25 protein-coding genes are annotated in these 24,462 nt (G+C 67.4%); 9 read left to right on the top strand and 16 right to left on the bottom strand.

Translation table 11 applies throughout. The annotated features are described in order from the left end of the window. Positions 1-55: 55 nt before the first annotated feature. The 7 genes from IEX25_RS01585 to IEX25_RS01555 form a co-directional block, all read right to left on the bottom strand. Entirely contained in the window at positions 56-898 is an 843-nt protein-coding gene (locus tag IEX25_RS01585) for a sulfotransferase family protein (RefSeq protein WP_188713753.1), read from the bottom strand. Between the two features lie 14 nt (positions 899-912). Continuing rightward, positions 913-1,548, bottom strand: coding sequence for an MT-A70 family methyltransferase (locus IEX25_RS01580; RefSeq protein WP_188713752.1), 636 nt, complete (start codon positions 1,546-1,548; stop codon positions 913-915). Between the two features lie 84 nt (positions 1,549-1,632). Then, the gene (gene rimO / locus IEX25_RS01575; RefSeq protein WP_188713751.1) at positions 1,633-3,009 is read right to left on the bottom strand and encodes a 30S ribosomal protein S12 methylthiotransferase RimO; all 1,377 of its coding nucleotides are present in this window, start codon (positions 3,007-3,009) and stop codon (positions 1,633-1,635) included. Positions 3,010-3,757: 748 nt separating this feature from the next. After that, entirely contained in the window at positions 3,758-4,528 is a 771-nt protein-coding gene (locus tag IEX25_RS01570; RefSeq protein WP_188713750.1) for an ABC transporter permease, read from the bottom strand. Further along, positions 4,525-5,466: an ABC transporter ATP-binding protein gene (locus tag IEX25_RS01565; RefSeq protein WP_103171799.1), complete on the bottom strand. Its 942-nt coding sequence runs from the start codon at positions 5,464-5,466 to the stop codon at positions 4,525-4,527. The genes IEX25_RS01570 and IEX25_RS01565 overlap by 4 nt, the downstream gene beginning before the upstream one ends. Before the next feature lie 12 nt (positions 5,467-5,478). Next, entirely contained in the window at positions 5,479-6,060 is a 582-nt protein-coding gene (locus IEX25_RS01560) for an NADPH-dependent FMN reductase (RefSeq protein ID WP_188713749.1), read from the bottom strand. Positions 6,061-6,260: 200 nt separating this feature from the next. Further along, the gene (locus IEX25_RS01555) at positions 6,261-7,529 is read right to left on the bottom strand and encodes a 4-aminobutyrate--2-oxoglutarate transaminase (RefSeq protein WP_188713748.1); all 1,269 of its coding nucleotides are present in this window, start codon (positions 7,527-7,529) and stop codon (positions 6,261-6,263) included. A 122-nt stretch (positions 7,530-7,651) separates the two neighbouring features. On the opposite strand from IEX25_RS01555, the gene IEX25_RS01550 reads away from it, so the two are divergent. Next, positions 7,652-8,074, top strand: coding sequence for an META domain-containing protein (locus tag IEX25_RS01550; RefSeq protein WP_188713747.1), 423 nt, complete (start codon positions 7,652-7,654; stop codon positions 8,072-8,074). Between the two features lie 4 nt (positions 8,075-8,078). Continuing rightward, positions 8,079-8,804: a rhomboid family intramembrane serine protease gene (locus tag IEX25_RS01545; RefSeq protein ID WP_188713746.1), complete on the top strand. Its 726-nt coding sequence runs from the start codon at positions 8,079-8,081 to the stop codon at positions 8,802-8,804. On the opposite strand, the gene mnmC2 is transcribed toward IEX25_RS01545, so the two are convergent. Then, positions 8,801-9,472 carry a tRNA (5-methylaminomethyl-2-thiouridine)(34)-methyltransferase MnmC2 gene (mnmC2, locus tag IEX25_RS01540; protein ID WP_188713745.1) on the bottom strand — a complete coding sequence of 224 codons (672 nt, stop codon included), beginning with the start codon at positions 9,470-9,472 and terminating at the stop codon, positions 8,801-8,803. The genes IEX25_RS01545 and mnmC2 overlap by 4 nt on opposite strands. Here mnmC2 and IEX25_RS01535 point away from each other — a divergent pair. Further along, on the top strand, positions 9,471-10,529 hold the full coding sequence (locus tag IEX25_RS01535; protein WP_188713744.1) for an NAD(P)/FAD-dependent oxidoreductase: 1,059 nt from the start codon (positions 9,471-9,473) through the stop codon (positions 10,527-10,529). The genes mnmC2 and IEX25_RS01535 overlap by 2 nt on opposite strands. A 66-nt stretch (positions 10,530-10,595) precedes the next feature. Here IEX25_RS01535 and IEX25_RS01530 read toward each other — a convergent pair whose 3' ends face one another. After that, the gene (locus IEX25_RS01530; protein WP_188713743.1) at positions 10,596-11,117 is read right to left on the bottom strand and encodes an NnrU family protein; all 522 of its coding nucleotides are present in this window, start codon (positions 11,115-11,117) and stop codon (positions 10,596-10,598) included. Positions 11,118-11,183: 66 nt separating this feature from the next. On the opposite strand from IEX25_RS01530, the gene IEX25_RS01525 reads away from it, so the two are divergent. Both IEX25_RS01525 and IEX25_RS01520 read left to right on the top strand, forming a co-directional pair. After that, positions 11,184-11,747, top strand: coding sequence for a DUF4202 domain-containing protein (locus IEX25_RS01525; RefSeq protein ID WP_188713742.1), 564 nt, complete (start codon positions 11,184-11,186; stop codon positions 11,745-11,747). An 8-nt stretch (positions 11,748-11,755) separates the two neighbouring features. After that, positions 11,756-12,439, top strand: a complete 684-nt coding sequence (locus IEX25_RS01520; protein ID WP_188713990.1) for a CbiX/SirB N-terminal domain-containing protein — start codon at positions 11,756-11,758, stop codon at positions 12,437-12,439. Here IEX25_RS01520 and IEX25_RS01515 read toward each other — a convergent pair. Beyond that, a complete protein-coding gene (locus tag IEX25_RS01515; protein WP_188713741.1) occupies positions 12,434-13,147 on the bottom strand; it encodes a GNAT family N-acetyltransferase in 714 nt (237 codons plus the stop codon). The genes IEX25_RS01520 and IEX25_RS01515 overlap by 6 nt on opposite strands. Beyond that, positions 13,147-13,887, bottom strand: a complete 741-nt coding sequence (locus tag IEX25_RS01510; RefSeq protein WP_103171810.1) for a competence/damage-inducible protein A — start codon at positions 13,885-13,887, stop codon at positions 13,147-13,149. Before IEX25_RS01510 ends, IEX25_RS01515 begins: the two co-directional genes overlap by 1 nt. 106 nt (positions 13,888-13,993) lie before the next feature. Here IEX25_RS01510 and map point away from each other — a divergent pair, with 106 nt between their 5' ends. Beyond that, positions 13,994-14,791, top strand: a complete 798-nt coding sequence (map, locus tag IEX25_RS01505) for a type I methionyl aminopeptidase (RefSeq protein WP_188713740.1) — start codon at positions 13,994-13,996, stop codon at positions 14,789-14,791. Positions 14,792-14,801: 10 nt separating this feature from the next. Here the strand turns inward: map and IEX25_RS01500 are convergent, their stop codons facing one another. The 4 genes from IEX25_RS01500 to kynU form a co-directional block, all read right to left on the bottom strand. Further along, positions 14,802-17,864 carry an efflux RND transporter permease subunit gene (locus tag IEX25_RS01500; RefSeq protein ID WP_188713739.1) on the bottom strand — a complete coding sequence of 1,021 codons (3,063 nt, stop codon included), beginning with the start codon at positions 17,862-17,864 and terminating at the stop codon, positions 14,802-14,804. Continuing rightward, complete coding sequence (locus tag IEX25_RS01495; RefSeq protein ID WP_188713738.1) at positions 17,861-18,958, bottom strand: efflux RND transporter periplasmic adaptor subunit; 1,098 nt, start codon at positions 18,956-18,958, stop codon at positions 17,861-17,863. The genes IEX25_RS01500 and IEX25_RS01495 overlap by 4 nt, the downstream gene beginning before the upstream one ends. After that, the gene (locus IEX25_RS01490) at positions 18,955-20,019 is read right to left on the bottom strand and encodes an efflux RND transporter periplasmic adaptor subunit (RefSeq protein ID WP_188713737.1); all 1,065 of its coding nucleotides are present in this window, start codon (positions 20,017-20,019) and stop codon (positions 18,955-18,957) included. Before IEX25_RS01490 ends, IEX25_RS01495 begins: the two co-directional genes overlap by 4 nt. A gap of 65 nt (positions 20,020-20,084) precedes the next feature. After that, on the bottom strand, positions 20,085-21,272 hold the full coding sequence (gene kynU / locus IEX25_RS01485) for a kynureninase (RefSeq protein WP_188713736.1): 1,188 nt from the start codon (positions 21,270-21,272) through the stop codon (positions 20,085-20,087). 61 nt (positions 21,273-21,333) lie between these two features. Between kynU and IEX25_RS01480 the strand changes: the two genes are divergently transcribed. Continuing rightward, complete coding sequence (locus IEX25_RS01480) at positions 21,334-22,128, top strand: hormone-sensitive lipase (RefSeq protein WP_188713735.1); 795 nt, start codon at positions 21,334-21,336, stop codon at positions 22,126-22,128. Here the strand turns inward: IEX25_RS01480 and IEX25_RS01475 are convergent. Continuing rightward, complete coding sequence (locus tag IEX25_RS01475; protein WP_188713734.1) at positions 22,118-22,588, bottom strand: YbaK/EbsC family protein; 471 nt, start codon at positions 22,586-22,588, stop codon at positions 22,118-22,120. The genes IEX25_RS01480 and IEX25_RS01475 overlap by 11 nt on opposite strands. A gap of 127 nt (positions 22,589-22,715) precedes the next feature. Here IEX25_RS01475 and IEX25_RS01470 point away from each other — a divergent pair, with 127 nt between their 5' ends. After that, complete coding sequence (locus IEX25_RS01470) at positions 22,716-23,054, top strand: DUF8846 family protein (RefSeq protein ID WP_188713733.1); 339 nt, start codon at positions 22,716-22,718, stop codon at positions 23,052-23,054. A gap of 87 nt (positions 23,055-23,141) precedes the next feature. Continuing rightward, the gene (locus IEX25_RS01465; RefSeq protein ID WP_188713732.1) at positions 23,142-24,398 is read left to right on the top strand and encodes a lytic murein transglycosylase; all 1,257 of its coding nucleotides are present in this window, start codon (positions 23,142-23,144) and stop codon (positions 24,396-24,398) included. Positions 24,399-24,462 lie beyond the last annotated feature (64 nt).

Here is a 24,462-nt window from a genome sequence, read left to right as displayed (position 1 = left end):
AATCTCCTGCCAAAGCTTTGCGGCTATGTAGGCGAAAGCGGGGGCCGGGAAAAGGTCAGCGTGTCTGGGCCAGGAAATCGGCGCCCAGGTGATCTTTCAGGAAGTCCAGTTGCGGGGCCAGGCGGGTTTCCAGGGCTGCAATGGCCTGCGAGGGAAGTTGCAGCGAATCGCGGTTGGCAAAGACCCTTTCGGTCATGTTCGCATAAGGCCAGGGGTTGATGCCCAAATGGGCCTCGACCGCATCCATCACGGCTTGCGGCTCGCGGGCGATGCGGCCGAAGGGCAGGACCAGCATGCCGGGATACCGCGCCTGCCAGCGGGGCAGATAGCTGGCATAATCGCCCCGGTCATACAGCACCGGATTGTCGAGTTCCGCCATCCAGTCGGCAAGCGTCCGGGGCTGGCGCCTTTCGCGTTGCAGGTTCATGCGCAGTTGCGAAATGGCCCGGTCCACCGGATGACGGATCAGATAGATGATCTTGGCCTTGGGCAGGAAGTTCGCGACATAATCCACGCCCTCGACCGGCAGGGTCGAATATTCCGGGGTGAAGTCCATCGGCATGGCAGAGGGTGGCGCAGGCGCGAAGATGCGCTTGTACCACTGGTTGTGGAACATTTTTCCACGCGTTGCGCCGTTCAGATAGGCGTCTAGTTCCGGCGGCATGGGGATGCCGCGCCGCGCATGGCGGTCGCGGATTTCCTGCGGTTTCTGGCGGTAATGCCAGGCGATCCAGCGGCGGTGTTCAGGGATGAAAAGGTGATTGAAATACTGCACCTCCTTGAAAGGCGGGATCCAGACCTGCGGGTGCTGGCCCAGCATCTGCGCCAGCCAGCTTGTGCCCGCCTTCTGCGCGCCGATGCACAGCGCGCCCGGCTTGCGCGGCTGCCCGTCAGGCATCGGCCCCCCATCGCTCACCGCAGTTTCACCGCATTGCTTTGGGAATGGTTGGAATAGGTCGGCCAGTCGGGCTGGTAATCCTCGGCCTGGTTGCCCCAGACGGTCCATCCCTTGCGCGGGCCGCGCGCGAACATTTCCAGGCGCGGGCCCCAACTGCAGGCCTCGATCAGGGGATATTGCTCGTCCGGCTTGCGCGAGTGTTCGCGCTTCTGGGTGGCGATGACGTTTTCCTGGCTGCGGCCCGGGTCCAGCGTCCGCACGTCCTTGCCGCGCACGCCGAACAGCAGGATCTCGGTCACGTTGCGGAAGTAGAAGCCCACGCCGCGCCGGTCGGGGCCGCCGTCCTTGCGGGTCTTGTACCAGATCAGGTTCGACTTGTAGGTGAATCCCCAGCTTTCCATCACCTTCAGCCCTTCGGGCAGCAGGGCATTGGGCACCCACAGATAAAGATGCGACCGGGCATCGGCGATGCGGGCCACCGGCAGGGCGCAGATATCGTCCAGGGTCATCGTGGGGTAACGCGACAGGCGCTTGTGTTCGGGGGCTATCTTGCCGGTGCGGTTCTGGAACTGCCAGGGCGGATCGGCCAGGACCGTGCCGAACCGCACCGCGCCTGCGGTGGCCAGAAGATCGTCGGACGCGCTTGTCAAACCGGCCTCCGGTCAGGGGTTTAGCTGTTCCCGATACCCTTTATCGGACAGGCCCGCCCGCCGCCACCGCCAAGGTGGCTGCCGTTACAGCCGCCCCCACAGGTCGTATTCGCCGGCCTCGTCCACGGTCACCGTCACGATGTCGCCCGGCGACAGCGTATCGAAACCCTCGTCGATGAACAGGTTGCCGTCGATTTCCGGCGCGTCGGCCTTGGTGCGGCAGGTGGCGCCCTGATCGTCCACGCTGTCCACGATCACCTCCAGCCGGGTGCCGACCTTGGCGGCCAGCCTGGCTTCGGAAATGGCCTGCGCCTTTTCCATGAAGCGGTCGAAGCGGTCCTGCTTCACCTCCGCAGGCACATGGTCGGGCAGGTCGTTGGCCCGCGCACCCTTGACGTTTTCGTACTGGAAGGCGCCGACGCGATCCAGTTGCGCCTCGTCCAGCCAGTCCAGCAGGGTCTGGAACTCGGCCTCGGTTTCGCCGGGATAGCCGACGATGAAGGTGGACCGAAGGGTGATGTCGGGGCAGATGGCGCGCCAGGCGGCGATCTCGTCCAGCGTCCTGGCCGCGGCCGCTGGCCGGGCCATGCGGCGCAGCACATCCGGGTGGGCGTGCTGGAAGGGGATGTCCAGATAGGGCAGCACCAGCCCTTCCGCCATCAGCGGGATCAGGTCGCGCACATGCGGATAGGGATAAACGTAATGCAGCCGCACCCAGGCCCCCAGCGATCCCAGATCGCGCGCCAGGTCGGTGATATGGGCGCGGTGCCCCCGATCCGTCGCGTGCCGCAGGTCAAGGCCATAGGCACTGGTGTCCTGCGAGATGACCAGCAGTTCCCTGACGCCCGCCTGCACCAGCTTTTCCGCCTCGCGGACGATGGCATGGGCCGGGCGGCTGACAAGGCGTCCGCGCATGTCAGGGATGATGCAGAACTTGCACTTGTGATTGCAGCCTTCCGAAATCTTCAGATAGCTGTAATGGCGCGGTGTCAGGCTGACGCCCGATGCGGGCAGCAGGTCGATGAAGGGATCGGGCTGCGGCGGCACGGCGGCATGGACCGCATCCAGCACAGCCTCGTACTGATGGGGGCCGGTGACGGCCAGGACCTTCGGATGCGCGCCGGTGATGTATTCGGGTTCCGCCCCCAGGCAGCCGGTGACCAAAACCTTGCCGTTCTCGCGTAGCGCCTCGCCGATGGCGTCCAGCGACTCCGCCTTGGCACTGTCCAGGAAGCCGCAGGTGTTCACGATCACCGCATCCGCCCCCTTGTAGTCGGGGCTGATCGCATAGCCTTCGGCCCGCAGGCGGGTCAGGATGCGTTCGCTGTCCACAAGCGCCTTGGGACAACCCAGAGAGACCATGCCGATGGTCGGCTGGCCTTCGCGGCGCCCCAGAAGGCTGTCATCGGAAATGCGGGCGCGGGCCAGGTCGGGGCGCAGGTCGGGCGGGTTCATGTGCATCCGCCGCAAATAGGTGATTCGGTGCGATCAGAAAAGAGGAGAGACGGCCCTGCCCTGACATTCCCGCGAGGCGGGCTTTTCAGGATCGCCCTGCGGCCCATCATGAAGGGCATGAAGAAGATTGGTGGATGGATCGTGATCGGCCTTGTGCTGGGGTCGATGGTGCTGGCGGATATCGTGATGGCGCAACCGCCCGGGCTGGTCTGACGTTGGGTCGGCGTGCAAGGGGCAGGACCGTCGCCAGAACGTGATTTTCCCTTGCGCGATCAATCGGCAAGATGGCCCCATGACACGATTTCGCCTGATCCTGACCCTGGCTGCCGCGCTGAGCGCCGCAATCCCCGCCGCTTCCCAAGCCGACATCGTCGAGCGCGGCCGCTTCATCGACGTGGTGAACCACCGCGGCGGCAATGTGCTGCAGATGGTGCAACTGCGCGAAAGGCTGGCCCAATCGGGCAAGACGGTCCGCATCCGGGGTTATTGCCGATCGGCCTGCACGATCCTGACGACGCTGCCCAATTCCTGCCTTGGGGGAATGTCGCGGATCGGCTTTCACGCCCCGCGCATTCCGAACACCCAGATCATCCCGCCGCTGGTGGACGAGATCATGGGCAACTACTATCGCGGCGGCATCCGCGACCGCTGGTTCGGGGGCTGGAACCGGTCACTGGAGATGCAGGTGATCACCGCCCAGCAATATGTCAGGCTGGATCCGCAGGCCAAGATCTGTCGGGGCCAGCAGACCGGCTCACTCGCGCAGCCGCCAGCCGGTCGCAAAGATCCAGCGGATCGCCAGGCAGCAGACCGCGATCATCAGGCTGACCGCCACCAGGGACACGCCCACCGGCACGTCCGCAAGGCCGAAGAACGACCAGCGAAAGCCCGACACGAGGTAAAGGACCGGGTTCAGCTTGGCGACGCCTTCCCAGAATGGCGGCAGCATGTCCGCCGAATAGAACGCGCCGCCCAGAAACACCAAGGGCGTGATCACCATCATCGGCACGATCTGCAACTGCTCGAAGCTCTTCGCCCATAGGCCGATGATGAAGCCCAGCAGGCTGAAGCCCGTGGCCGTCAGGATCAGGAAGGCCAGCATCCAGAACGGGTGCAGGATGTGGACCCCCACGAAGAAGAAACTGGTCAGCAGGATCACCAGGGCGATCAGCACGGCCTTCATCGCCGCTGCACCGACAAAGCCCAGCGTCACCTCGATCCAGCCCACGGGGGACACCAGGTATTCATAGATCGTGCCGCTGAACTTGGGGAAATAGATGCCGAAGCTGGCATTGCTGACCGACTGCTGAAGGATCGTCAGCATCATCAGTCCGGGCACGATGAAGGCGCCGTATTCCACGCCCTCGACCGACTGGATGCGCCCGCCGATGGCGGCGCCGAAGACCACGAAGTAAAGCACCGTGGACACGACCGGCGACAGCAGCGACTGCATGACCGTGCGGAAGAACCGCATCATCTCGTGATGAAAGATCGCCCAGACGCCGGGCCAGTTGACACCGCTCATGCCGTCACCTCCTGACGCGGTTCGCTGACCAGCGTCATGAACACTTCTTCCAGGCTGGACTGCCGGGTGGATACGTCGCGCACCATGATCCCCTGCCCCGCCAGATCGCCCAGCAGGCGCGCAATGCCGGTCCGGTCGGCGCGGGTGTCGTATTCATAGGTCAGCGCACGGCCGTCTGGCGACAAGCGCAGGCCGCGGCCCAGCAGTTCATCGGGGATCATCGTCAAGGGCGCGGTCAGTTCGATGGTCAGGGTCTTCTTCCCGAATTCGCCCATCAGGTCCGCCGTGGGCTTGACCAGCAGAAGCCGGCCCTTGTTGATCACGCCGATGCGGTCGGCCATTTCCTCGGCTTCCTCAAGGTAATGGGTGGTCAGGATGATGGTCACGCCGTCGCGGCGAAGCTGGTCCACGACCTCCCACATCTCGCGGCGCAGGGCCACGTCCACGCCCGCGGTGGGTTCGTCCAGGAACAGGACCTTGGGCCGGTGCGACAGGGCCTTGGCGATCAGCACGCGCCGCTTCATGCCCCCCGACAATTCGCGGGTCATGGCATCGCGCTTGTCCCACAGGGCAAGGCTGCGCAGCACCTGTTCGATATAGGCGTCGTCGGGGCCTTCGCCGTAAAGGCCGCGGGTGAAGCGGACGCAGTTGATGACCTTCTCGAACGGCTCCAGCGCGATTTCCTGCGGGACCAGCCCGATCAGCTTGCGCGCGGCGCGCCAGTCCGTGCGGATATCGTGGCCGCCCACCAGCACCCGGCCTCCGGTCGGCACCACCAGCCCGCAGATGATGGAGATCAGCGTGGTCTTGCCCGCCCCGTTCGGGCCCAGCAGGGCGATGATCTCGCCCTCCTCGATCGACAGGGACACGTCGCTCAGCGCGCGGGTGCCGCTGTCATATTGCTTGGACAGGTTCTCGATCTGGATGATCGCGGTCATCGTCTTGTCCTTTCACTCGTCCTCGGGGTGATAGGGGCGCGCGTGGCGCGCATTCGCCAGGGCCTCGACCCACCAGTCCAGCCGATGCGCAAAGACCGCCATTGCCGCCTCGGCCGCGGCGGCGTCGTTGGGATCGGTCATGTGCCCCAGTTCGTCGAATTTCCGCCAGGGCGAGGCGAAGCTGACCGTGTCGCGCAGCGTGACGGTATGCAGTTCCGCCAGGATGATCCGCAAGGCCTCAAGCGCCCGCAACCCGCCCGAAAGGCCGCCATAGCCGATCAGCCCCACGGGCCGCCCCCACCATTCGGCGGTGACGCTGTCGATCAGCGTCTTCAGGTGGCCGGGTTCGGCGTGGTTGTATTCGGGCGTCACGATGACGAAGCCGTCAAGGTCGGCCATCCGGTCGCGCAGGCGCCTGATCGCCGCCCCGTCCCCCATCTGCACCGGCAGCAGGTCGGGATCGGCGGGGTCGATGGTGCGCGTGGCGAAGCCGTGGATTTCCAGTTGGCGGATCACCCAATATGCCACGCGGTCGTTGATGCGCCCTTCCCGGATCGACCCCAGGATAACCCCGATGCATTTGCGTTCCGCCATGGCCGTTCCTTGAATTCCTGATCGGGCTGCGCCCCTAAAGACAATCGTCCTTGGTCAAGAACAAGGCGAAAATCCATCGGCCCCTTGCATGTAATCGGCGACGCCGGGCCAGCAAGGGTGCCGGGGGTGTTTTGCAGGGACTGGTCTTTGGCTGGCGAAAGCAAGGGCCTGCCTGTTTCGACAGGCCCGGCGTCCATGCCCTACCCCCTTGCGGCCAGCAGGCTTTCGTCCAGAATATCCAGCGCCTCCTCGAACACCGCGTCCGGGATGGTCAGGGGCGCCAGGAAGCGCACCACGTTGCCATAGACGCCGCAGGTCAGCAGGATCAGGCCTCGCTTAAGCGCCTCCTCTCGCACCTTGTTGGTGAAGTCGGGGTTGGGACTGCCGCTGCCGGGCAGGTTGAATTCGACCGCGTTCATGAAGCCGGGGCCGCGGATGTCGGCGATCTGCGGGATCCGGTCGCGCGCGGCGGCCAGACGCTGCTTCAGGCGCTGGCCCAGGCGGGTGGCGCGGTCGCAAAGGCCTTCTTCCTCGATCACGTCCAGAACGGCATGGGCGGCGGCAACGCCAAGCGGATTGCCTGCATAGGTGCCGCCAAGGCCGCCGGGATGGGGGCTGTCCATCACCTCGGCCCGCCCCGTGACGGCGCTGATCGGCAGGCCGCCGCCCAGGCCCTTGGCCATGGTCACCAGGTCGGCCGCGACGCCGTGATGTTCCATCGCGAACAGCTTGCCGGTACGGGCGAAACCGGTCTGCACCTCGTCCGCGATCAGCAGCATCACGTGGTGGTCGCACAGCGCACGCAGTTCCGCCATGAAACCCTGCGGCACCTCGTAGAAGCCGCCCTCGCCTTGCACGGGTTCCACGATGATGGCGGCCACGCGGGCGGGTTCCAGGTCGGCCTTGAACAGTTGCTGCAGCGCCTTCAGCGCATCCTCCTTGGAAACACCGTGCAAGGGGTTCGGGAACGGAAGGTGCCAGACATCGGGCATCATCGGCCCGAAGCCCGCCTTGTAGGGCTGGACCTTGCCGGTCAGCGCCATGCCCATGAAGGTCCGCCCATGGAACCCGCCCGCAAAGCTGACGATGCCGGGGCGGCCGGTATAATGGCGGGCGATCTTGATGGCGTTTTCCACCGCCTCGGCGCCGGTGGTGGCGAAGATCGTTTTCTTGTCGAAATCGCCGGGAACCAGGCTGTTCAGCCGTTCCGCCAGCGCGACATAGTTTTCATAAGGCACGACCTGGTGGCAGGTATGGGTAAAGCGGTCCAGCTGCGCCTTCACGGCCTCGATGACCTTGGGATGGCGGTGGCCGGTGTTCACGACCGCGATCCCGGCGGCAAAGTCGATATAGCGGTTGCCGTCCTTGTCCCAGATCTCGGCATTCTCGGCCCGTTCGGCATAGATCTGGGTAGTCATGCCCACGCCGCGCGAAATGGCGGCGTTCTTGCGGTCGGTCATGGTCGTCATCGGAATCGCTCTCCCTTCGGGTTTGGCGGATGCTAGCGCAGCATTCCTGCCCCGAACAGGCCCGCCCTTGCGCCGGGCGGCGGGGCGGGCGATGCTGGCCCTGCACGCTGCCCGAGGACCGCATGACGATCACCCGCCCCCTTGCCCTGCTTGCCGCCATGGCCAGCCTTGCCGCCTGCCAGGACGCGGGCGAACGGTCGGTCGCCATGCTGCGTCCCGGCGACAGCTATGTGGTCACCCGCATCGACGGCGCCCCCGCCCCCGCCGGCGTCACGCTGGAGGTGGGCGAAGGCGGCCGCGTCACCGGGCGCGCGCCCTGCAACCGCTACAGCGGCCAGTTGACCGAAAACGGTGGCGCCATGGGCGTCAGCGGCATGGTCATGACCCGCATGGCCTGCGCCGAACAGGACCGCAACATGGCCGAGGTTCGCTTCGGCAATGCCATGGGCAGCATCACGGCCGCCCGCCGCACTGGCGACGGCCTCGCCCTGACCGACCCCGAGGGACGCGAACGCATCGCCCTGGCCCGGTCCGAGGGGCAATAGCCCGGTGTTTCCGATCCGGGACCACAACCCGTCGGAACAAAGGCCCTGGATCACCTATGGGCTGATCGCGGCCAACATCATCCTGTATCTGTCCACCCTGCCGATGGTGGCGGGGGGCGAATGGCTGTGGGTGCGGCTGGCGCTTTATCCCTTGGCGGTGGTCAATGGGGAACTGCTGTGGGGGCTGGTGACCCACATGTTCCTGCATGGCGGGATCATGCACCTGGTCGGCAACCTTCTGTTTCTGTACATCTTCGGCGACAACCTGGAAGAACAGCTTGGCCGCCTTGGCTTTCTGGTCTTCTATCTGCTGGCCGGGCTGGTGGCGGCTACGGCCCAGATTGCGGCGGACCCGTTCTCGACCATCCCCATGGTCGGGGCATCGGGCGCCATCGCGGGCGTGATGGGCGGCTATCTGCTGCTGTTTCCCCGCGCCAAGGTCGATATCCTTGCGATCTTCATCATCTTCTTCAAGGTCTTCACCCTGCCCGCCTGGATCGTCCTGGGCGTCTGGCTGGCGATCCAGGTCTTCGGCGGCTACACCACCCCCACCGCCGGGGGCGGCGTCGCCTATTGGGCCCATGCCGGGGGCTTTCTGGCGGGGGTCGTTCTGGCCCTGCCGCACTTCCTGCGCCTTGGCGGACGGGCCTTCTGGGCACGCACCCACGGCCACCCGCCGCACCCCGAGGTGGTCTATGCCCCCACCCGCATCCCGCGCGTGGGCCGCTAGGGCCTGACACCCACGCTCATGTGGCGCTTGCGGCCAAAGCCGGGGCGGCGTTCCACCCGGAAACCGGCATCGGTCAGCGCCCGCCGCACCCCACCCGCCGCCGTATAGGTCGCAAAGCTGCCCCCCGGCGCGGTGCAGCGCCCGACATGGGCCATGATCTCGTCCCCCCACATCTCGGGGTTCTTGGCGGGGGAAAAGCCGTCCAGGAACCAGGCATCCGCCCTGCCCTGCCAGCCGGGCAAGGTCTGCGCGACATCCCCGATCACCAGCCGCAACCGGACCTGGCCCACCTGGATCTCATCGGACCCCCAGCCTGCGCGAAGCCGGGCAGCAAGGTCCGCCAGTTCGGGAAAGGCGGCATGGGCCTGTTCAAGCTGCGCGATGCTCATGGGCCAGGCCTCGAAACTGGTCATCACCACGGGGACTGTCGCCACCTGCGCCAGGGCCAGGCAGTTCAACCCGGTCCCGAAGCCCAGTTCCGCGACGTGAAAGCCCGGCCGCAGCCGCCCGGGCAACTCGTTGCCGTCCAGAAAGACATGCCGCGTTTCCGCCAGCCCGCCCGCAAGGCTGAAATAGGGGTCGTCGAAACGGGTGGACACGGGGATGCCGCCCTCGCGCCAGTCAAGCTGCGGGTGGCGGGCGGGGTCGGGATCGGATAACGCGCTCATGCCCGCAGCTAGGGGAAAGGGACATGTCTTGACAAGCGTCACGATCATCGGCGGCGGCATCTTCGGCCTTTGCTGCGCCTGGGAGATGACCCGGCGCGGCGCAAGCGTCCGGCTGATCGAGGCCGCGCGGATCGGCGCCGGATCATCGGGCGGCCATGTGGGCGCGCTTGCCCCCCACGCGCCCGAGAACTGGAATCCCAAGAAGGCCTTCCAACTGGACAGCCTGCTGATGGCCCCCACCTTCTGGGCAGGGGTCGGGGAAGCCGCTGGCCTGCCCACCGGCTTTGCCCGCACCGGCCGGCTGCAACCCTTGGCCGATGCCGCCGCCGCAGACCGCCTGGCCGGCCGCATCGCCGCTGCGACGGACCGCTGGCCCGCGAACTGCGCGATGCACCTGACCAAGGCCCCGGCGGGCAACCTGGTGCCCGACAGCCCCTCGGGCCTCTGGCTGTTCGACCGGCTGACCGCGCGCCTTGCGCCCCGCGCCGCCGGAGCCGCGCTTGCCCAGGCGATCCGCAACCGGGGCGGAGAGATCGTCGAGGGCCAGGCCCCCGGTGACCCGGCCGGTCCGGTCCTCTGGGCGACCGGCACGCCGGGGCTTGCGGATCTGTCGCGCGACCTGGGCCGCCCGATCGGCAAGGGCGTCAAGGGCCAGTCGGCGCTGCTGCGATACGCTGTGCCGGATGCACCGCAGGTCTTTGCCGAAACCCTGCACATCGTGCCCCACGCGGATGGCACGGTGGCGGTCGGCTCGACATCGGAAAACGACTATGACCACCTGGACCCTGACGACCGGATCGACGCCCTGGTCGCCAAGGCCCGCGCGATCTGCCCGCAACTGCGCGACGCCCCGGTGATCGACCGCTGGGCGGGCGCCCGCCCTCGCGCGCGCAGCCGCGCTCCGATCCTTGGCCCTTGGCCGGGCCGCCCCGGCCATTTCGTCGCCAATGGCGGCTTCAAGATCGGCTTCGGCATGGCGCCCAAGATCGCGCAGGTGATGGCCGACCTGATCCTGGACGGCCATGACGCCATCCCCGACGGCTTTCGCCTGGCCTGATTTCACTTTGGATCAAATATCCTCGGGGGGTCCGGGGGGCGAAACGCCCCCGGCCTTTGCCTGCCGTCAGGCAGGCAGCGGCGACACGCCGATCACCAGCGGATGCAGGTGCAACAGCGCCGCCCAGATCACCACGGCCAGCAGCAGCCGTTGCCAGGTCACGCGGAACGCGCCTGGCAACCCCGACCGCGCCACGCCCGACAGGGCAAAGACCCCCATCCCGCCGAAGAAGACCGCATGGGCCAGATCGCCATTGGCGACCAGATGCGAACCCGCCCACAGCGCCAAGGCCGCGACCAGCCCCGACATGCCGACCGCAAGCGACCCCAGCAGGATCGCGGCGGGCATGGCGATGTTGACCAGCCAGCGGCTCCAGCCCGGCTGGTCCCACAGATGCACATAGGGCGCGCGTCCCGCAGCCAGGATCAGCCAGTACAGAAGCCCGATCGACAGCAGGCTGAAGGCCGCCAGATAGCCCCGCCGCCCCAGTCGGGCGACCAGCCAGCCGCGCGGCCCCGGCAGCGCGGGGATCATGTGGGCGCCCAGGAAACAGGCCCAAGCGGCGATATATTCGGTCCATCCGGTCATGTCCTTCCTCTAGCCGCTTGCGAAGCGCAGCGCCAGAAGGTGAAACTGCGGCAAAAAGGACGCGCCATGACCACACGCCTTGACCACGCCTTCCAGGCCATCGACGCCGCCAATGCGCAGGACCCGAACCTCGACGACGGCCAGCCCGCCAACCTGCTTTACGGCCAGCGGATGACGGAACAACAGCAGCACCTCTTTCCCCAGGCTTCGGAGGTGCTGCGCATCGCCTGCCGGGGGCAGCATATCGAACGCTGGCTTTTGCCGCGCGACGCCTATCCGATGGACCGGGCGGGCTATCTGCAATGGCGCCAGGAACAGGGCCGCCGCCATGCCGACCGCATCGCGGGGATCATGGCGGATGCGGGCTATAGCCAGGACGACATCGACCAGGCCCGCAGGATGCTGACCAAGCAGGGCCTCAAGCGCGACGATCAGGTGCAAGCGCTTGAGGACGTGATCTGCTTCACCTTCATCCGCTGGTATCTGGGCGACTTCATGGCGGCCATCCCGGACGAGAAGATGGACCGCATCATCCAGAAGACCGCCGCCAAGATGTCCCCCGAAGGCCGCGCGCGGGCATTGGAGGAGTTTCCGATGCCCGAGCCCCTGGCCCGGCATTTCCGCCAATGACGCGCGCCATGGTTTCCAAGGCCGTCATCGTCTCGCACGGCCAGCCCGGCGATCCCGGCCCCCAGCAGCAGGCCATCGAGGATCTGGCCGCCCATGTCGCCGCCTGTGATCCCGGCTGCGAAGTCGTGGGCGCGACGCTGGCGATGCCGGGCGCCCTGGCGGCGGCGGCCGACGACGACTGCCTGATCTATCCGATGTTCATGGCCGAAGGCTGGTTCACGCGCAGCGAACTGCCCCGCAGGCTGGCCCAGGCCGGCGCAGGCAAGGCGCGGGTGCTGCGCCCCTTCGGCACCGACCCGGCCCTGCCCGGCCTGATCGTGGCACAGGCCCACGCTGCGGCAACCGAACAGGGATGGACGCCGCAGGACACGACCCTGCTGCTGTCGGCGCACGGCTCGCAACGCTCTCAGGCGTCCTTCACCATCACGACCGCCCTGGCCGAAACCATCGCGCCGCATTTCGCCCGCGTCGTCACAGGCTTCGTGGAACAGGAACCATTCATCGCCGATGCCGCGCGCGGGCTGGACCGCGCGGTCAGCCTGCCCTTCTTCGCGCTGCGGGCGGAACATGTGCTGGACGACCTGCCCGAGGCACTGGATCAGGCGGGCTTCACCGGCCCGCGCCTGGACCCCATCGGCCTTGCGCCCCAGGTGCCCGCGCTGATCGCCGCCAGCATCCGCGCCGCCCTATAGGTTCTTGGCGTAATAGGCATATCCGGCGACCTCGGTGAACCCCAGCCGGTCATAAGTGGCCCTGGCGCCGCCGTTGGCCCGGCTGACGGCCAGGCCGATCCGGGTCGCCCCGTGGTTCGCTGCCCATTGGGCCACCTGCCGCATCATCCAGCCCGCAAGGCCGCGGCGGCGGAAGGCGGGCAGCACCTCGACCGCATGAACCATCGCCACCCCTGCCGCAATCGCGGCAAAGGCCGCGCCCGCCGCGCGGTCGTCGATGCGGCCCAGAATGGCGGTCCTTGGACCGGACACCCGGTCCATGACCGCCTGCCGCATCGGGTCGATGTTGCCCGCCCCCCAGATGTCCCGCTGGATCGCCAGGGGCGGCCAGATCGCGAAGGTGGTCAGGACAGGAATTGTCTGGCCTGCCAGCAAGGCGACCGGTGCCTGCATGATCGCGGTCGGCGTCTCGCGCCGGTATCCGGCTGCCGTCAGGGCGGCGATCAGGGCCGCATCCCCGTCCAGGACGCGGAACATCGGGGGCTGGTCCCAGCCGCGATGGATCGCCTCGACCCCGGCGATGTCGTCCGGCTTCCAAGGGCCCACCGCCCGGGCCGAACTGACCCGCCCGCCTGCACCCAGGCCCCGGCCCAGGCGGAAACCCCCGGCATCGGCGTATTCCGCCGCGGGCCAGGTCTCCTCGAAGGCCCGGGCCAGGGCCGCGTCCATCACAGGCCCAGCCGCTGTTTCAGCGCCGCCATCGCCTGGGCCACGCGATCCGCATCAAGGCCCCGCACCACAAGGTTGGTGCCCCAGCCGGTCGGATCCTGGAAGGGATATGAGCCCAGCGACAAGTCGGGATAATCGTCCGCCACGGCCCTCAACCCCTCGGCCACGTCGCTTTCGCCGCGCCGGACCTCGACGCTTTGCGACTGCACGGGGCGGCCGGCGGACAGGCGCGGGATCAGCCAATCGACCATGCCGCGAAACACCTCGGGGACGCCTGCCATGACATGCGTGTTGCCGATGGAAAAACCCGGCGCGGCCGATACCGCATTGTCGATCAGCGTGGCGCCCACCGGGATGCGGGCCATGCGCAGGCGGTTTTCCGTCAGTTCGGTTCCCATCCGGTCGCAGCGGGCCTGCAGCAGGGCGCGCGCTTCGGGGTGGATTTCGACCGTGGTGCCATGCGCGTCGGCCACGGCATCGGCGGTGATGTCGTCATGCGTCGGGCCGATCCCGCCGCTGGTGAACAACAGGTCGTAATCCCCGCCCAGGCTGCGGTCCAAGGCACGGATGGCCGCGACGATCCGGGGATGATCGTCGGCCACCACGCGGATCTCGCGCAGGTCGAAGCCCGTCGCGGACAGCACCTGCGCCAGATGATGGGCGTTACCTTCGCGGGTGCGGCCGGACAGGATTTCGTCCCCGATCACCAGGATCGCCGCCGTCGGATTGTCGGATTGCATCGCCCCGCCCCCTGAAACCTGTGCTGCCTGCATCTATGCGCACGCACGGGGCTGGAACAAGTGGGCTTCCGGGTCTATCTATGCGGCCAGACGAAAGGGATCTTCGATGGACCAGAGCCACATCACCAAGGAAGGCATCCGCATCCACGCGCGCGAGGATTTCGCCGGGATGCACAAGGCCGGGGCCGTGGCGTCGCAGATCCTGGACGAGGTGGGGCCCCTGGTCCAGCCGGGCGTGACGACTGGCGCGCTTGACGATTTCATCACCCGCCGCATCGCGGAACTGGATGTCACCTCGGCCACGATCGGCTATCGCGGCTATGAACATGCAAGCTGCATCAGCGTCAATCATGTGGTCTGCCACGGCATTCCCGGCGACAAGGTGCTTGCGAATGGCGACATCCTGAACATCGACGTGACGGTGATCGTGGACGGCTGGTATGGCGACACCAGCCGGATGTATGTGGCGGGCAAGGCACCGATCAAAGCCAAGCGGCTGATCCAGGTCACGCATGACGCGCTGATGAAAGGGATCGAGGCCGTGCGCCCCGGCGCCACCTTCGGCGATATCGGCGCGGCCATCCAGTCTTACGCGGAAGGACGCGGCATGTCGGTGGTGCGCGACTTCTGCGGCCACGGGCTGGGCCGGGTCTTCCACGCGCCCCCCAACGTGCTGCATTTCGGCCGCCCCGGCAAAGGCCCGGTGCTGGAGGAAGGCATGTTCTTCACCATCGAGCCGATGATCAACCTGGGCCGCCCCGAAACCAAGGTCCTGGCCGACGACTGGACCGCCGTGACCCGCGACAAGTCGCTGTCGGCGCAGTTCGAACATGCCATCGGCGTGACCGCCGACGGCTGCGAGATCTTCACGCTGTCCGACAAGTTCTTCCCGGTCCTGGACTGACCGGCGCCGGTCAGCCCTGGCCCTGGCCCTGGCCCTGCGGGTCGGGCCTGACCCGCATCACCGCGCAATAGAGCGCGGGCACGAAGACCAGCGTGATCAGCGTGCCCGCGATAATGCCGCCCATCATCGAAAACGCCATCGGCCCCCAGAACACCTGGCGCGAGATCGGGATCAGCGCCAGCGATGCCGCCGCGGCCGTCAGCAGGATGGGCCGGGCGCGGCTGTCGGATGCCTCGAACACGGCCTGCCACTGGCTGCGGCCCTTGTGCAGCAGCTCCTGGATCTCGTGGACCAGGATGATGGAATTGCGGATCAGGATGCCGATCAGCGCCAGGATTCCCAGGATAGCGACAAAGCCCATCGGCACGCCGAAGGGCACCAGCACCGCGACCACGCCGATCAGGCCCAGGGGCGCGGCGGCGAAGACGATCAGCGACAGCCGGAAGCTTTGCATCTGCGCCATCACCAGAAGCGCCATGACCAGCAGCATCACCGGCACCACGGCGGCGATGGGTTCCTGGCTGTCGGCCGAGGTTTCGACCGTTCCGCCCACCGTGATGGTCACGTCCGTGGGCAGGCTGGCCTGAAATTCGGCCACGGCCGGGACCAGGGCGTTGACCAGCGTGGCGGGCTGGTCCTTGGTGGATATGGCGGCCTTGACGGTGACGGTCGGCAGGCCGTTGCGCTGCGCGATCAGCGGCTGTTCGGTCGCATAGTCCAGCGACACGACCGAGGACAGCGGCGTTCCCCCGCCATTCGGCAGCCGCAGTTGCAGGTTGCGGATGGATTCGATCGAAGTGCGGTCTTCGGCCTGCCCCCGTCCCACGACGTCGATCAGGAAGATGTCGTCGCGCAACTGGGTGATGAGCTGGCCCGAAAACAGCGCCGACAGCGTGTCGGCCACGTCCTGGCTGGTCAGGCCCAGCCGCCGCACCTGGTCCTGGTCGATTTCCAGCCGCACCACGCGGGCAGGCTCGTTCCAGTCCATCGAGATGTCGCGCAGCCGCGGCTCTTGCGCCAGGACGGCGGCCAGTCGGCGGGCGGCATCGCGGGCCGCGTCGGCATCGGGCGCGCTGACCCGGTACTGCACCGGCTTGCCGACCGGAGGCCCAATTTCCAGGTTCTTCACATAGATATCGACACCTGGAAATTCGCGCGCGGCCTTGTCCATCAGCAGCGCCTTGACCCGGTCCCGGGCCGCCAGATCCGGGGTCTGGATCACGATCTGGCCCATATAGGGACCGGGCGTCGGCACATCCATCGCCAGCACGAAGCGCGGCGCCCCGGTGCCGACATAGGATGTCCAGAACATCACGTCCCCGTTCCCCGCAAGGACCTGTTCCAGGCGGTCCATGTCCTTGCGCGTCCTGGCGATCGAGGTATTCTGGCGCTCGACGATATCGACCAGAACCTCGGTCCGGTCCGATGTGGGGAAGAACTGCTGCTCGACAAAGCGCATTCCCCAGACGGACAGGGCGAACAACGCCAGCGTGACGACGATCACGATCCACTTGAAGCGCATCGACCACCAAAGCACCGCGTGGAACCGCCGCCGCAACCAGCCTGGCTTTTGTTCATGATGGGCGTCATAGCGGCGCAGGAAGGTCACGCCCAGGAGGGGCGCGAACAGCACGGCCACCACCCAGGACACCACCAGCGACACGGCGATCACCACGAACAGCGAAAAGGTGAACTCGCCCGCGGCCGAACTGTTCAAGCCGATCGGGATGAAGCCGGCGACGGTAACCAGCGTCCCCGTCAGCATCGGGAATGCGATCGAGGTCCAGGCATAGCTGGCGGCCTTTTCCAGCGATTCGCCGATCTCCAGCCGGGAAATCATCGTCTCGATGGCGATCATCGCGTCATCGACCAACAGCCCAAGCGCGATGATCAGCGCCCCCAGAGAGATGCGTTGCAGCGTGATGCCGTACAGATCCAGGATCACGAAGGTGATCGCCAGCACCAGCGGGATCGTCAGCGTCACGACGAAGCCCGCGCGGAAGCCCAGGCTGACGAAGCTGACGACCAGCACGATCGCCACCGCCTCGGCCAGGGCGGTGACGAAGTGGCCGACCGCGTCTTCCACCACATGCGGCTGGTCGGCAACCTTGGCCATCTCGATCCCGATGGGCAGGTCGGCCTCGACGCGGGCCATCAGCGCATCCAGTTCACGCCCGAATTCCAGGATGTTCTCGCCGTCGCGCATCCCGATCTGCAAGCCGATGGCGGGTTGGCCGTTGTATCGGAACAGCGATTGCGGCGGGTCTTCATAGCCGCGCCGGACGGTGGCCACGTCGCCCAGGTTGAAGAACCGCTCGCCCACGCGCAGGTTGACGGCGGCGATCGCCTCCGCGTCGTCGAACTGGCCGCCCACGCGGACCAGCACCTGTTCCGGTCCCGCCTGGATCACCCCGGAGGGCGCGATGGCGTTCTGCTGGGCCAGGGTTGCCACGACCTGCTGCTGGTTCAGGCCAAGCGCGGCCAGACGCGCCGCCGAGAATTCAAGATAGATCTGCTCGGCCTGTTCGCCCAGGATCTCGGTCTTGCCAACGGCGTCCAGTGCCGCGACCTGCTTGCGGATGCGTTCCACCCGGTCGCGCAATTCGCGCGGGCTGTATCCGTCGGCGGTGAAGGCATAGATGTTGCCGAACACGTCGCCGAAATCGTCGTTGAACTGGAAGCCCGCGAATTCCTGGGGGAAGTCCGGGCGGATGTCCGACATCATCTGGCGCACGCGCTTCCAGATTTCGGGCACCTGCGGACCCCGCGTCGTCGGCAGCAGTTCCAGATAGACGACCGCCTGGCCCGGCATGGTGACGGACCGGGTGAAATACAGCTCGTCCAGTTCCTCGAGCTTCGTTTCGATGCGCGTGGTGACCTGGGTCAGCGTTTCTTCCACGGTGGCGCCGGGCAGGGCCGCCCTGATCACCATGATCTTGATGGTGAAGTTCGGGTCTTCCTCGCGGCCCAGGTTGTTGTAGCTGATGGTTCCCGCGATCAGCGAGACGATCAGCAGGAACCAGACGAAGCTGCGATGGTTCAGCGCCCAGTCCGACAGGTTGAAACGCTTCACGGCTGGACCCTTTCCCCGACCGGCTGACCGTCCGTCAGGGAATTGACGCCCCGAATGACCACCTCGTCCCCCGGCTCCAACCCTTGTGCAAGCAGGATGCGGCCCTGGAAATCTCCGGCGATGGAAACGGGAACGGCCTCGACATGGGCGCCGTTCTCGCGGCGCTGCACGCGCCAGACATGGGGCCTGCCGTCCCGCTGGAAGATCGCCGCGCTGGAAAATGTCAGCACCGGTTCGCTGGCGGTGCCCAGCCGCGCCCGGATCAGGGCGCCCAGGCGAAACGGCGCATCCGCCGGAAGGGTCAGATACAGCCTGCGCGTCCGGGTCGCTGCATCCGCGATCGGATCGACCCGGTTCAGGACCGCCCGCACCTGGCGGTCGGGATCGGTCCGTTGCCAGATCGAAAAGACCGCATCCACGGGCAAGCCCGCAAGGGCCGCTTCGGGCAGGTCGATCACGGCTTCGCGCTGATCCTCGGCCGACAGTTGCAGGACAGGCGTTCCCGCACCCAGAACGCTGCCCGGAACTTCGTAGACGGCGCTGACCACGCCCGAAAAAGGCGCCGTCATGCGGGCATAGCCTTCGGCGTCGCGGGCCTGAACCAGGGCCGAGCGGGCCTGTTCGGCCCCGGCCTCGGCGGCGGCGGCGGCGCGTTGGGCCTGTTCCAGTTGCGCGGTGCTGGCGACGTTGCGGGCGACCAGGGCCTGGGCGCGCTCCAACGCCAGGCGGGCGGTGTCGCGCTGAACCTCGGCCGCGGCAAGGGCGGCTTCGGCGGCGCGGGTCGTCGCGGCCAGATCCTCGGATGCCAGATTGGCAAGCACATCCCCCTGTTCGACCCGGTCGCCCAGATCGACCGGGCGCGAGACCATCCGGCCAAGCGTCTGGAAAGCCATCGTCACCTGCGTCCGGGACGCCACCACGCCGGGAACCCAGCGTGCGTCATGGCCCCGATCCTCGACAATCTCGGACACGACGGGGCGGGGGGGAAGGGGTTCGTCGGCCCGGGATTCGAAGCCCAGCCAGGAGGGCCATCCCAGCGCATGGGCGGGCAAGGACAATGCCAGGGTCGCCGCCAGGACGATCAGCGCCTTCACGGCAGCACCTCGGCCTTCTGGACCTGGCGTCCGGGATACAGCAATTGCGAGCCGGCGCCCACCACGACATCGCCCGGCGCGATGCCGTCGGACAGATACACGACGCCATTGGTGAACTGACCGATGGTGACGGGCACAAGGCTGACGCGGTTGTCGGCATCGACGCGCCAGACGGCCGGATGGTCGCCGTCACGCATCAGCGCCGTCCAGGGCACCGCGATGCCCCGATCCACGGCAATGTCCAGGTGCCCCCGCACCGCCGCGCCCAGCAGGGCGGTATCGGCGGACACATCCTCGATGGCAACGCGGATCGTCACCGTTCCTGTCGCAGGATCCACCAGGGGCGAGATTTCCGTGACCCTGCCCTGCATTTCCGGGTGGTCGATGTCGATGGTGTCAAGCCGGACCTGTCCGCCCATGGCGTTGTCCAGCCGGGGATGGTCGGGGGCGTCGAACACCGCTTCCAGCCCGTCCAGAACCGCAAGGGTTAGGACCGGTTGCGCGGCACCGACGATCTGGCCCGGCGCCATGTCGCGGGCGGTCACGACCCCGTCCTGGGGCGCGCGCAGGATGGTGTCCTGAACCGCCCTTCGGGCCTGGTCCAGCGTGCTTTCCGCGCGTTCCAGCGTTCCCTGCGCCTCGGACAGGACGCGCAGGGCATCATCGCGCGCAGCGCGGGTGCCGACGCCACGCGCAAGCAGGCCTTCGGCGCGATCGCTGGCCTGGCGGGCCTGGGACAGCCCGGCCTGCGCGGCATCCAGCCCCGCCCTGGCCACGCGCAGGGCTTCGTCCTGCTGGACCGAATCCAGCCGCGCCAGTTCCTGACCCCGGGCCACGCGGTCGCCTTCGTCCACCAGCACGCGGGTCACGCGCCCGGCCTGACGAAAGCTCATCTGCACGCTGTCTGTCGCCGCGATGCTGCCGGACAGTTGCAGGTCAAGCCTGACCGTCTGTTCCTGGGCTGCGACCAGTTCGACGCGCAGCAGGTCGCCTTGCGCAAGCGCCGGACATCCGGGCAGGCCAAACGCGAAGACGACCCATGCAAACCGATCCGACCACATGAAACATATCCTGTCAAATGTCGCATATGTGCGGCACAAACAGGCCCGAGGGAAGCCCCCTGCCCCTACGTCACGGCAGCCCTTTGCCGAAACCTTTCATCATCCCAACTGCCGTCGCGCAGAATGCGGGCCAGGGTATCGACGGCCCGTCCGACATCGTCCAGATCGTTGTACAGCGGCGCGAAACCAAAGCGCAGCACGTCGGGCGCGCGGAAATCGCCGATGACGCCCGCCGCGATCAGCGCCTGCATGACCGCATAGCCCTGGGGGTGACGGAAGCTGACCTGCGATCCGCGCCGGGCCGGATCGCGCGGGGAATTCAGCGCGACCTCCGGGCAGGCGGCCTCGACCCCCTTGATGAAGGCCTCGGTCAGTTCGATCGACCGGGCGCGCAGGTCGGCAAGGCTGACCCCATCCCACACGTCCAGCGCCGCGTCCAAGGCCGTCAGGGCGATCACCGGGGGGGTGCCGACGCGCATCCGTTCGATCCCCGGCGCGGGCCGATAGCCCAGGTCAAAGGCGAAGGGCGCGTCATGGCCCATCCAGCCTTGCAGGATCGGCTGGGCGGCATCGGCGTGGCGGGGGTGGGTCCAGATGAAGGCCGGCGCGCCCGGTCCGCCATTGAGATACTTGTAGGTGCAGCCGACCGCGAAATCGGCATCAGCGCCGGTCAGATCCACATCCACCGCCCCTGCGGAATGGGCCAGATCCCACAGCGCCAGGGCTCCGGCCTCATGAGCGCGGGCCGTCAGCCCGGCCATGTCGTGGCGGCGGCCGGTGCGGTAATCGACCTCGGTCAGCATCAGGACGGCCAGGTCGGGGGTGATCGCGGCCTCGACCTCCTCGGGGGCGACGACGCGCAATTCGGCCCTCATCGCGCGGGCCAGGCCTTCGGCCACATAAAGGTCCGACGGGAAATTGCCGTTGTCCGACAGGATCACCCGGCGGCCGGGGCGCAGGGCCATGGCGGCGCTGAGGGCCTGGAACACCTTGATCGACAGCGTGTCGCCCATCACCACCTGTCCCGGCCCCGCGCCGATCAGCCGGGCGATGCGGTCGCCGACCTTGCGCGGCTGGACATACCAGCCCGCCTTGTTCCAGCCGGTGATCAGCATCTCGGACCATTCATCCGACATCATCCGGGCGACCCGGTCGCGGGCCGCGACAGGCATCGGACCCAGCGAGTTTCCGTCCAGATAGGTGATCCCCCGGGGCAGGTGGAAGGCGCGGCGGGTGGCGGCGAAATCGGTCATGGCTTTCTCCATCTTGACCGCAAGCTAGCAGCAGCCTTTTCTGCCGGAAAGAGAGGGCAGCATGATCTATCACGTCACAGACTGGGACGACGCCTATGCCAACGGCGCCCATATCCCGCAGGCCGAGGGCTTCGTGCCCCGCTGGCAGTCCGCCGCGGCAGCGTTCAGGAAAGCCCACCGGCCTCAGCCGTTGGGACGCGGGCATCTGTTTCATCCCGGCGGCACGCCGAACGGGCTGATGGTCTTCATCCACGGCGGATACTGGATGCGGTTCGACCCCGGCATGTGGTCGCATCTGGCGGCGGGCGCCCTGGCGCGTGGCTGGGCAGTGGCGATGCCTGCCTATACCCTGGCCCCCCAGGCGCGGATCGCGCGGATGACGCGCGAAGTGGCAGCGGCGGTGACCGAGGCTGCGGGCGCAATCGGCGGCCCCATCGCGCTGACCGGCCATTCGGCGGGCGGGCATCTGGCGGCACGGATGATCTGCGACGACGCCACGCTGCCCGATGCGGTGGCGGCGCGGGTCACGGCCTGCGTTCCCATTTCCCCCCTGACCGACCTGCGCCCGCTGATGCGGACCGCGATGAACGAGACGCTGCGGCTGGACGCGGCCGAGGCAGCAACCGAAAGCCCAGCCTTGCTGGCCCCGCGCCAGGGCATCCCGGTGACCACCTGGGTCGGCGGAATGGAGCGGCCCGAGTTCATCCGCCAGGCCCGCCTGCTGGCCGACATCTGGGCGGGCCTCGGCGCCCCCACCGATTGCGTGATCGACCCGGGCCTGCACCATTTCGACGTGATCGAAGGGTTGGAACGGGCCGACAGTCCGCTGCTGGACAGGCTTCTGGTCAGCCGGTGAAATCCGCCAGCCCTGCCCCGGTCAGATCCAGAAGCCGGGCGGGCGGGATGGCGAAGATGTGGCGCGGCGTCCCCGCCGCCGCCCAGACGACGCTGAAATCCAGAAGGCGCGGGTCGAAGAAGGCGGCCACGGGCTTCAGATGCCCGACAGGCGCCACGCCGCCGATGGCGAAGCCCGTTTCCTCGCGGATCAGGGCGGCATCGGCCTTGCCCAGGGGTTGCCCCGCCACCCCGGTCGCCTTGGCCGGATCGACGCGGTTGCCCCCGGCGGTCAGGAACAGCACGACATGGCCCGTCTCCTCGCCCCGGAAGATGATCGACTTGGCGATCTGGTCCACCGCGCAGCCCGCCGCCCGCGCGGCTTCCTCGGCGGTGCGGGTGCTGTCCTCCATTTCAAGGATCTCGACGGCCAGGCCTGCCCTGTCCAAGGCCGTGCGAACCCGTGCCAGGCTCTTGCTCATTCCTGTGCCCCCTTTTTGTTGCGCGCCACCCTAGCGGCGGCAAGGGCGCGCGAAAAGACAGGCCATCGCCTTGCGCCCGCGCGTCAGTCATGATGTTCCAAGGCAACGCAGCAAGGAGGCCCAGCCCATGAACGTCTATACCCTTCTGGTCGAGGTGGGCCGGACCAAGGACGACGGCCTGCCCGAGGGATCGACCGGGGCTGCGCTGATCTGCTATTCCGCCGGCCGGGACGAGGCCGAGGCGGTGCGCGAAACAGTGGCAATCCTGAAGCAGGCGGATCTTTCGCCCCTGGACGTGACCGGATACGGCACGCTGGAGGAACGCCTGGCCGAGGGCCACGAGATCGACGAGGAGGAATGCGCCCTGATGAAGCGTGCCCTGGACGAGAACTCGGTCATCATCGCGCAGATGCAGCCCTTCTTCAAAGGCGAGCGGGCGTCCGACGACGGCGAGACGCTGCATTGACCGGCGCAGCGGCCCTATTCAACCGAAAGTGTATTCGCTAGACTGCCCCCCAACAACAAAAGCAGCAGTCACGACAGGCGATCCCCAATGACATTTTCCCGCATCTTCCTGACCACCGCCCTGGTGGGTGTCCTGGCATCCTGCGCAGGCCCGATGAACCGCGCGCCCGGCAACATGTCCGGCAGCGCCCCGGTCACGCCCGCGCCGATCCCCGCCGCATCCCCCGGCGACGAGGCGGGCCTGCAGCGTTTCGTGCAGTCCTTCCGGTCGCGCGCCGTGGCTTCGGGCGTGTCGCCCGCGACCTATGACCGCGCCATGCGGATCGCGCGCTATAACCCCGAGGTGATCCGGCTGGACCGCAAGCAGGCCGAATTCAGCCGCCCGGTCTGGCTGTATCTGGACAGCGCCGTGTCGGACGTGCGCGTCACCACCGGCCGCCAGAAGGCCGCGCAACTGTCGGGCACCCTGTCCCAGATCGAGGCACGCTACGGCGTGCCGCGCGAAATCGTGCTGGCCGTCTGGGGGATGGAATCGAATTTCGGCGCCAACCGGGGCAAGATGCAGATCATCCCCTCGCTGGCGACCCTGGCCTATGACGGCCGCCGGGGCGAGATGTTCCAGAACCAGCTGATCGCCGCGCTGCGCATCCTGCAGGCAGGCGACACCGATCCCGAACACATGCTGGGAAGCTGGGCGGGCGCGATGGGCCATACCCAGTTCATGCCCACGTCCTATCTGGACTATGCCGTGGACTTCACCGGCGACGGCCGCCGCGACATCTGGTCCGAGGATCCAACCGACTCGCTTGCCTCGACCGCGAATTACCTGCGCCGCAACGGTTGGGTGCCGGGTCAGGCCTGGGGGGCCGAGGTGCAGCTGCCGCCGGGCTTCAACATGAGCCTGGTCGGCAAGGGCACGCGGCGGTCGGACTGGGCCGCGCAGGGCGTGCGCCGGATCGGCGGGGGGGCGCTGCCCAGCGGCAACGGGTCCATCATCATGCCGGCGGGGGCGAACGGCCCGGCCTTCCTGATCCTCGACAATTTCCGGTCGATCCTGCGCTACAACAACTCGGACAACTACGCGCTTGGCGTTGCCTTCCTGGGCGAACGCATCGCGGGCCGTCCGGGCATCCAGGGATCCTGGCCCCGCAACGACCGCCCGCTGTCCACGTCGGAACGGCAGGAAATCCAGCAGCGCCTACGCGCCAAGGGCTTCTACCAGGGCGAGATCGACGGGCTATTCGGGTCCGCCACGATGGAATCGGTCGCGGCCTATCAGCGGTCCATCGGCGTGACGCCCGACGGTTATCCGACCTCGATCCTGCTGGGCCAGTTGCGGCGATAAGCAAGAGGGGCGTCCGAAAGGGCGCTCTTTCGCTTTGATGGGCCAAACCGAAACGACTGCTTCT

Source organism: Paracoccus acridae, assembly GCF_014642735.1.
In the GTDB taxonomy this organism is placed as follows: Bacteria; Pseudomonadota; Alphaproteobacteria; order Rhodobacterales; family Rhodobacteraceae; genus Paracoccus; species Paracoccus acridae.
This window is presented reverse-complemented; position numbering and strand designations above follow the sequence as displayed.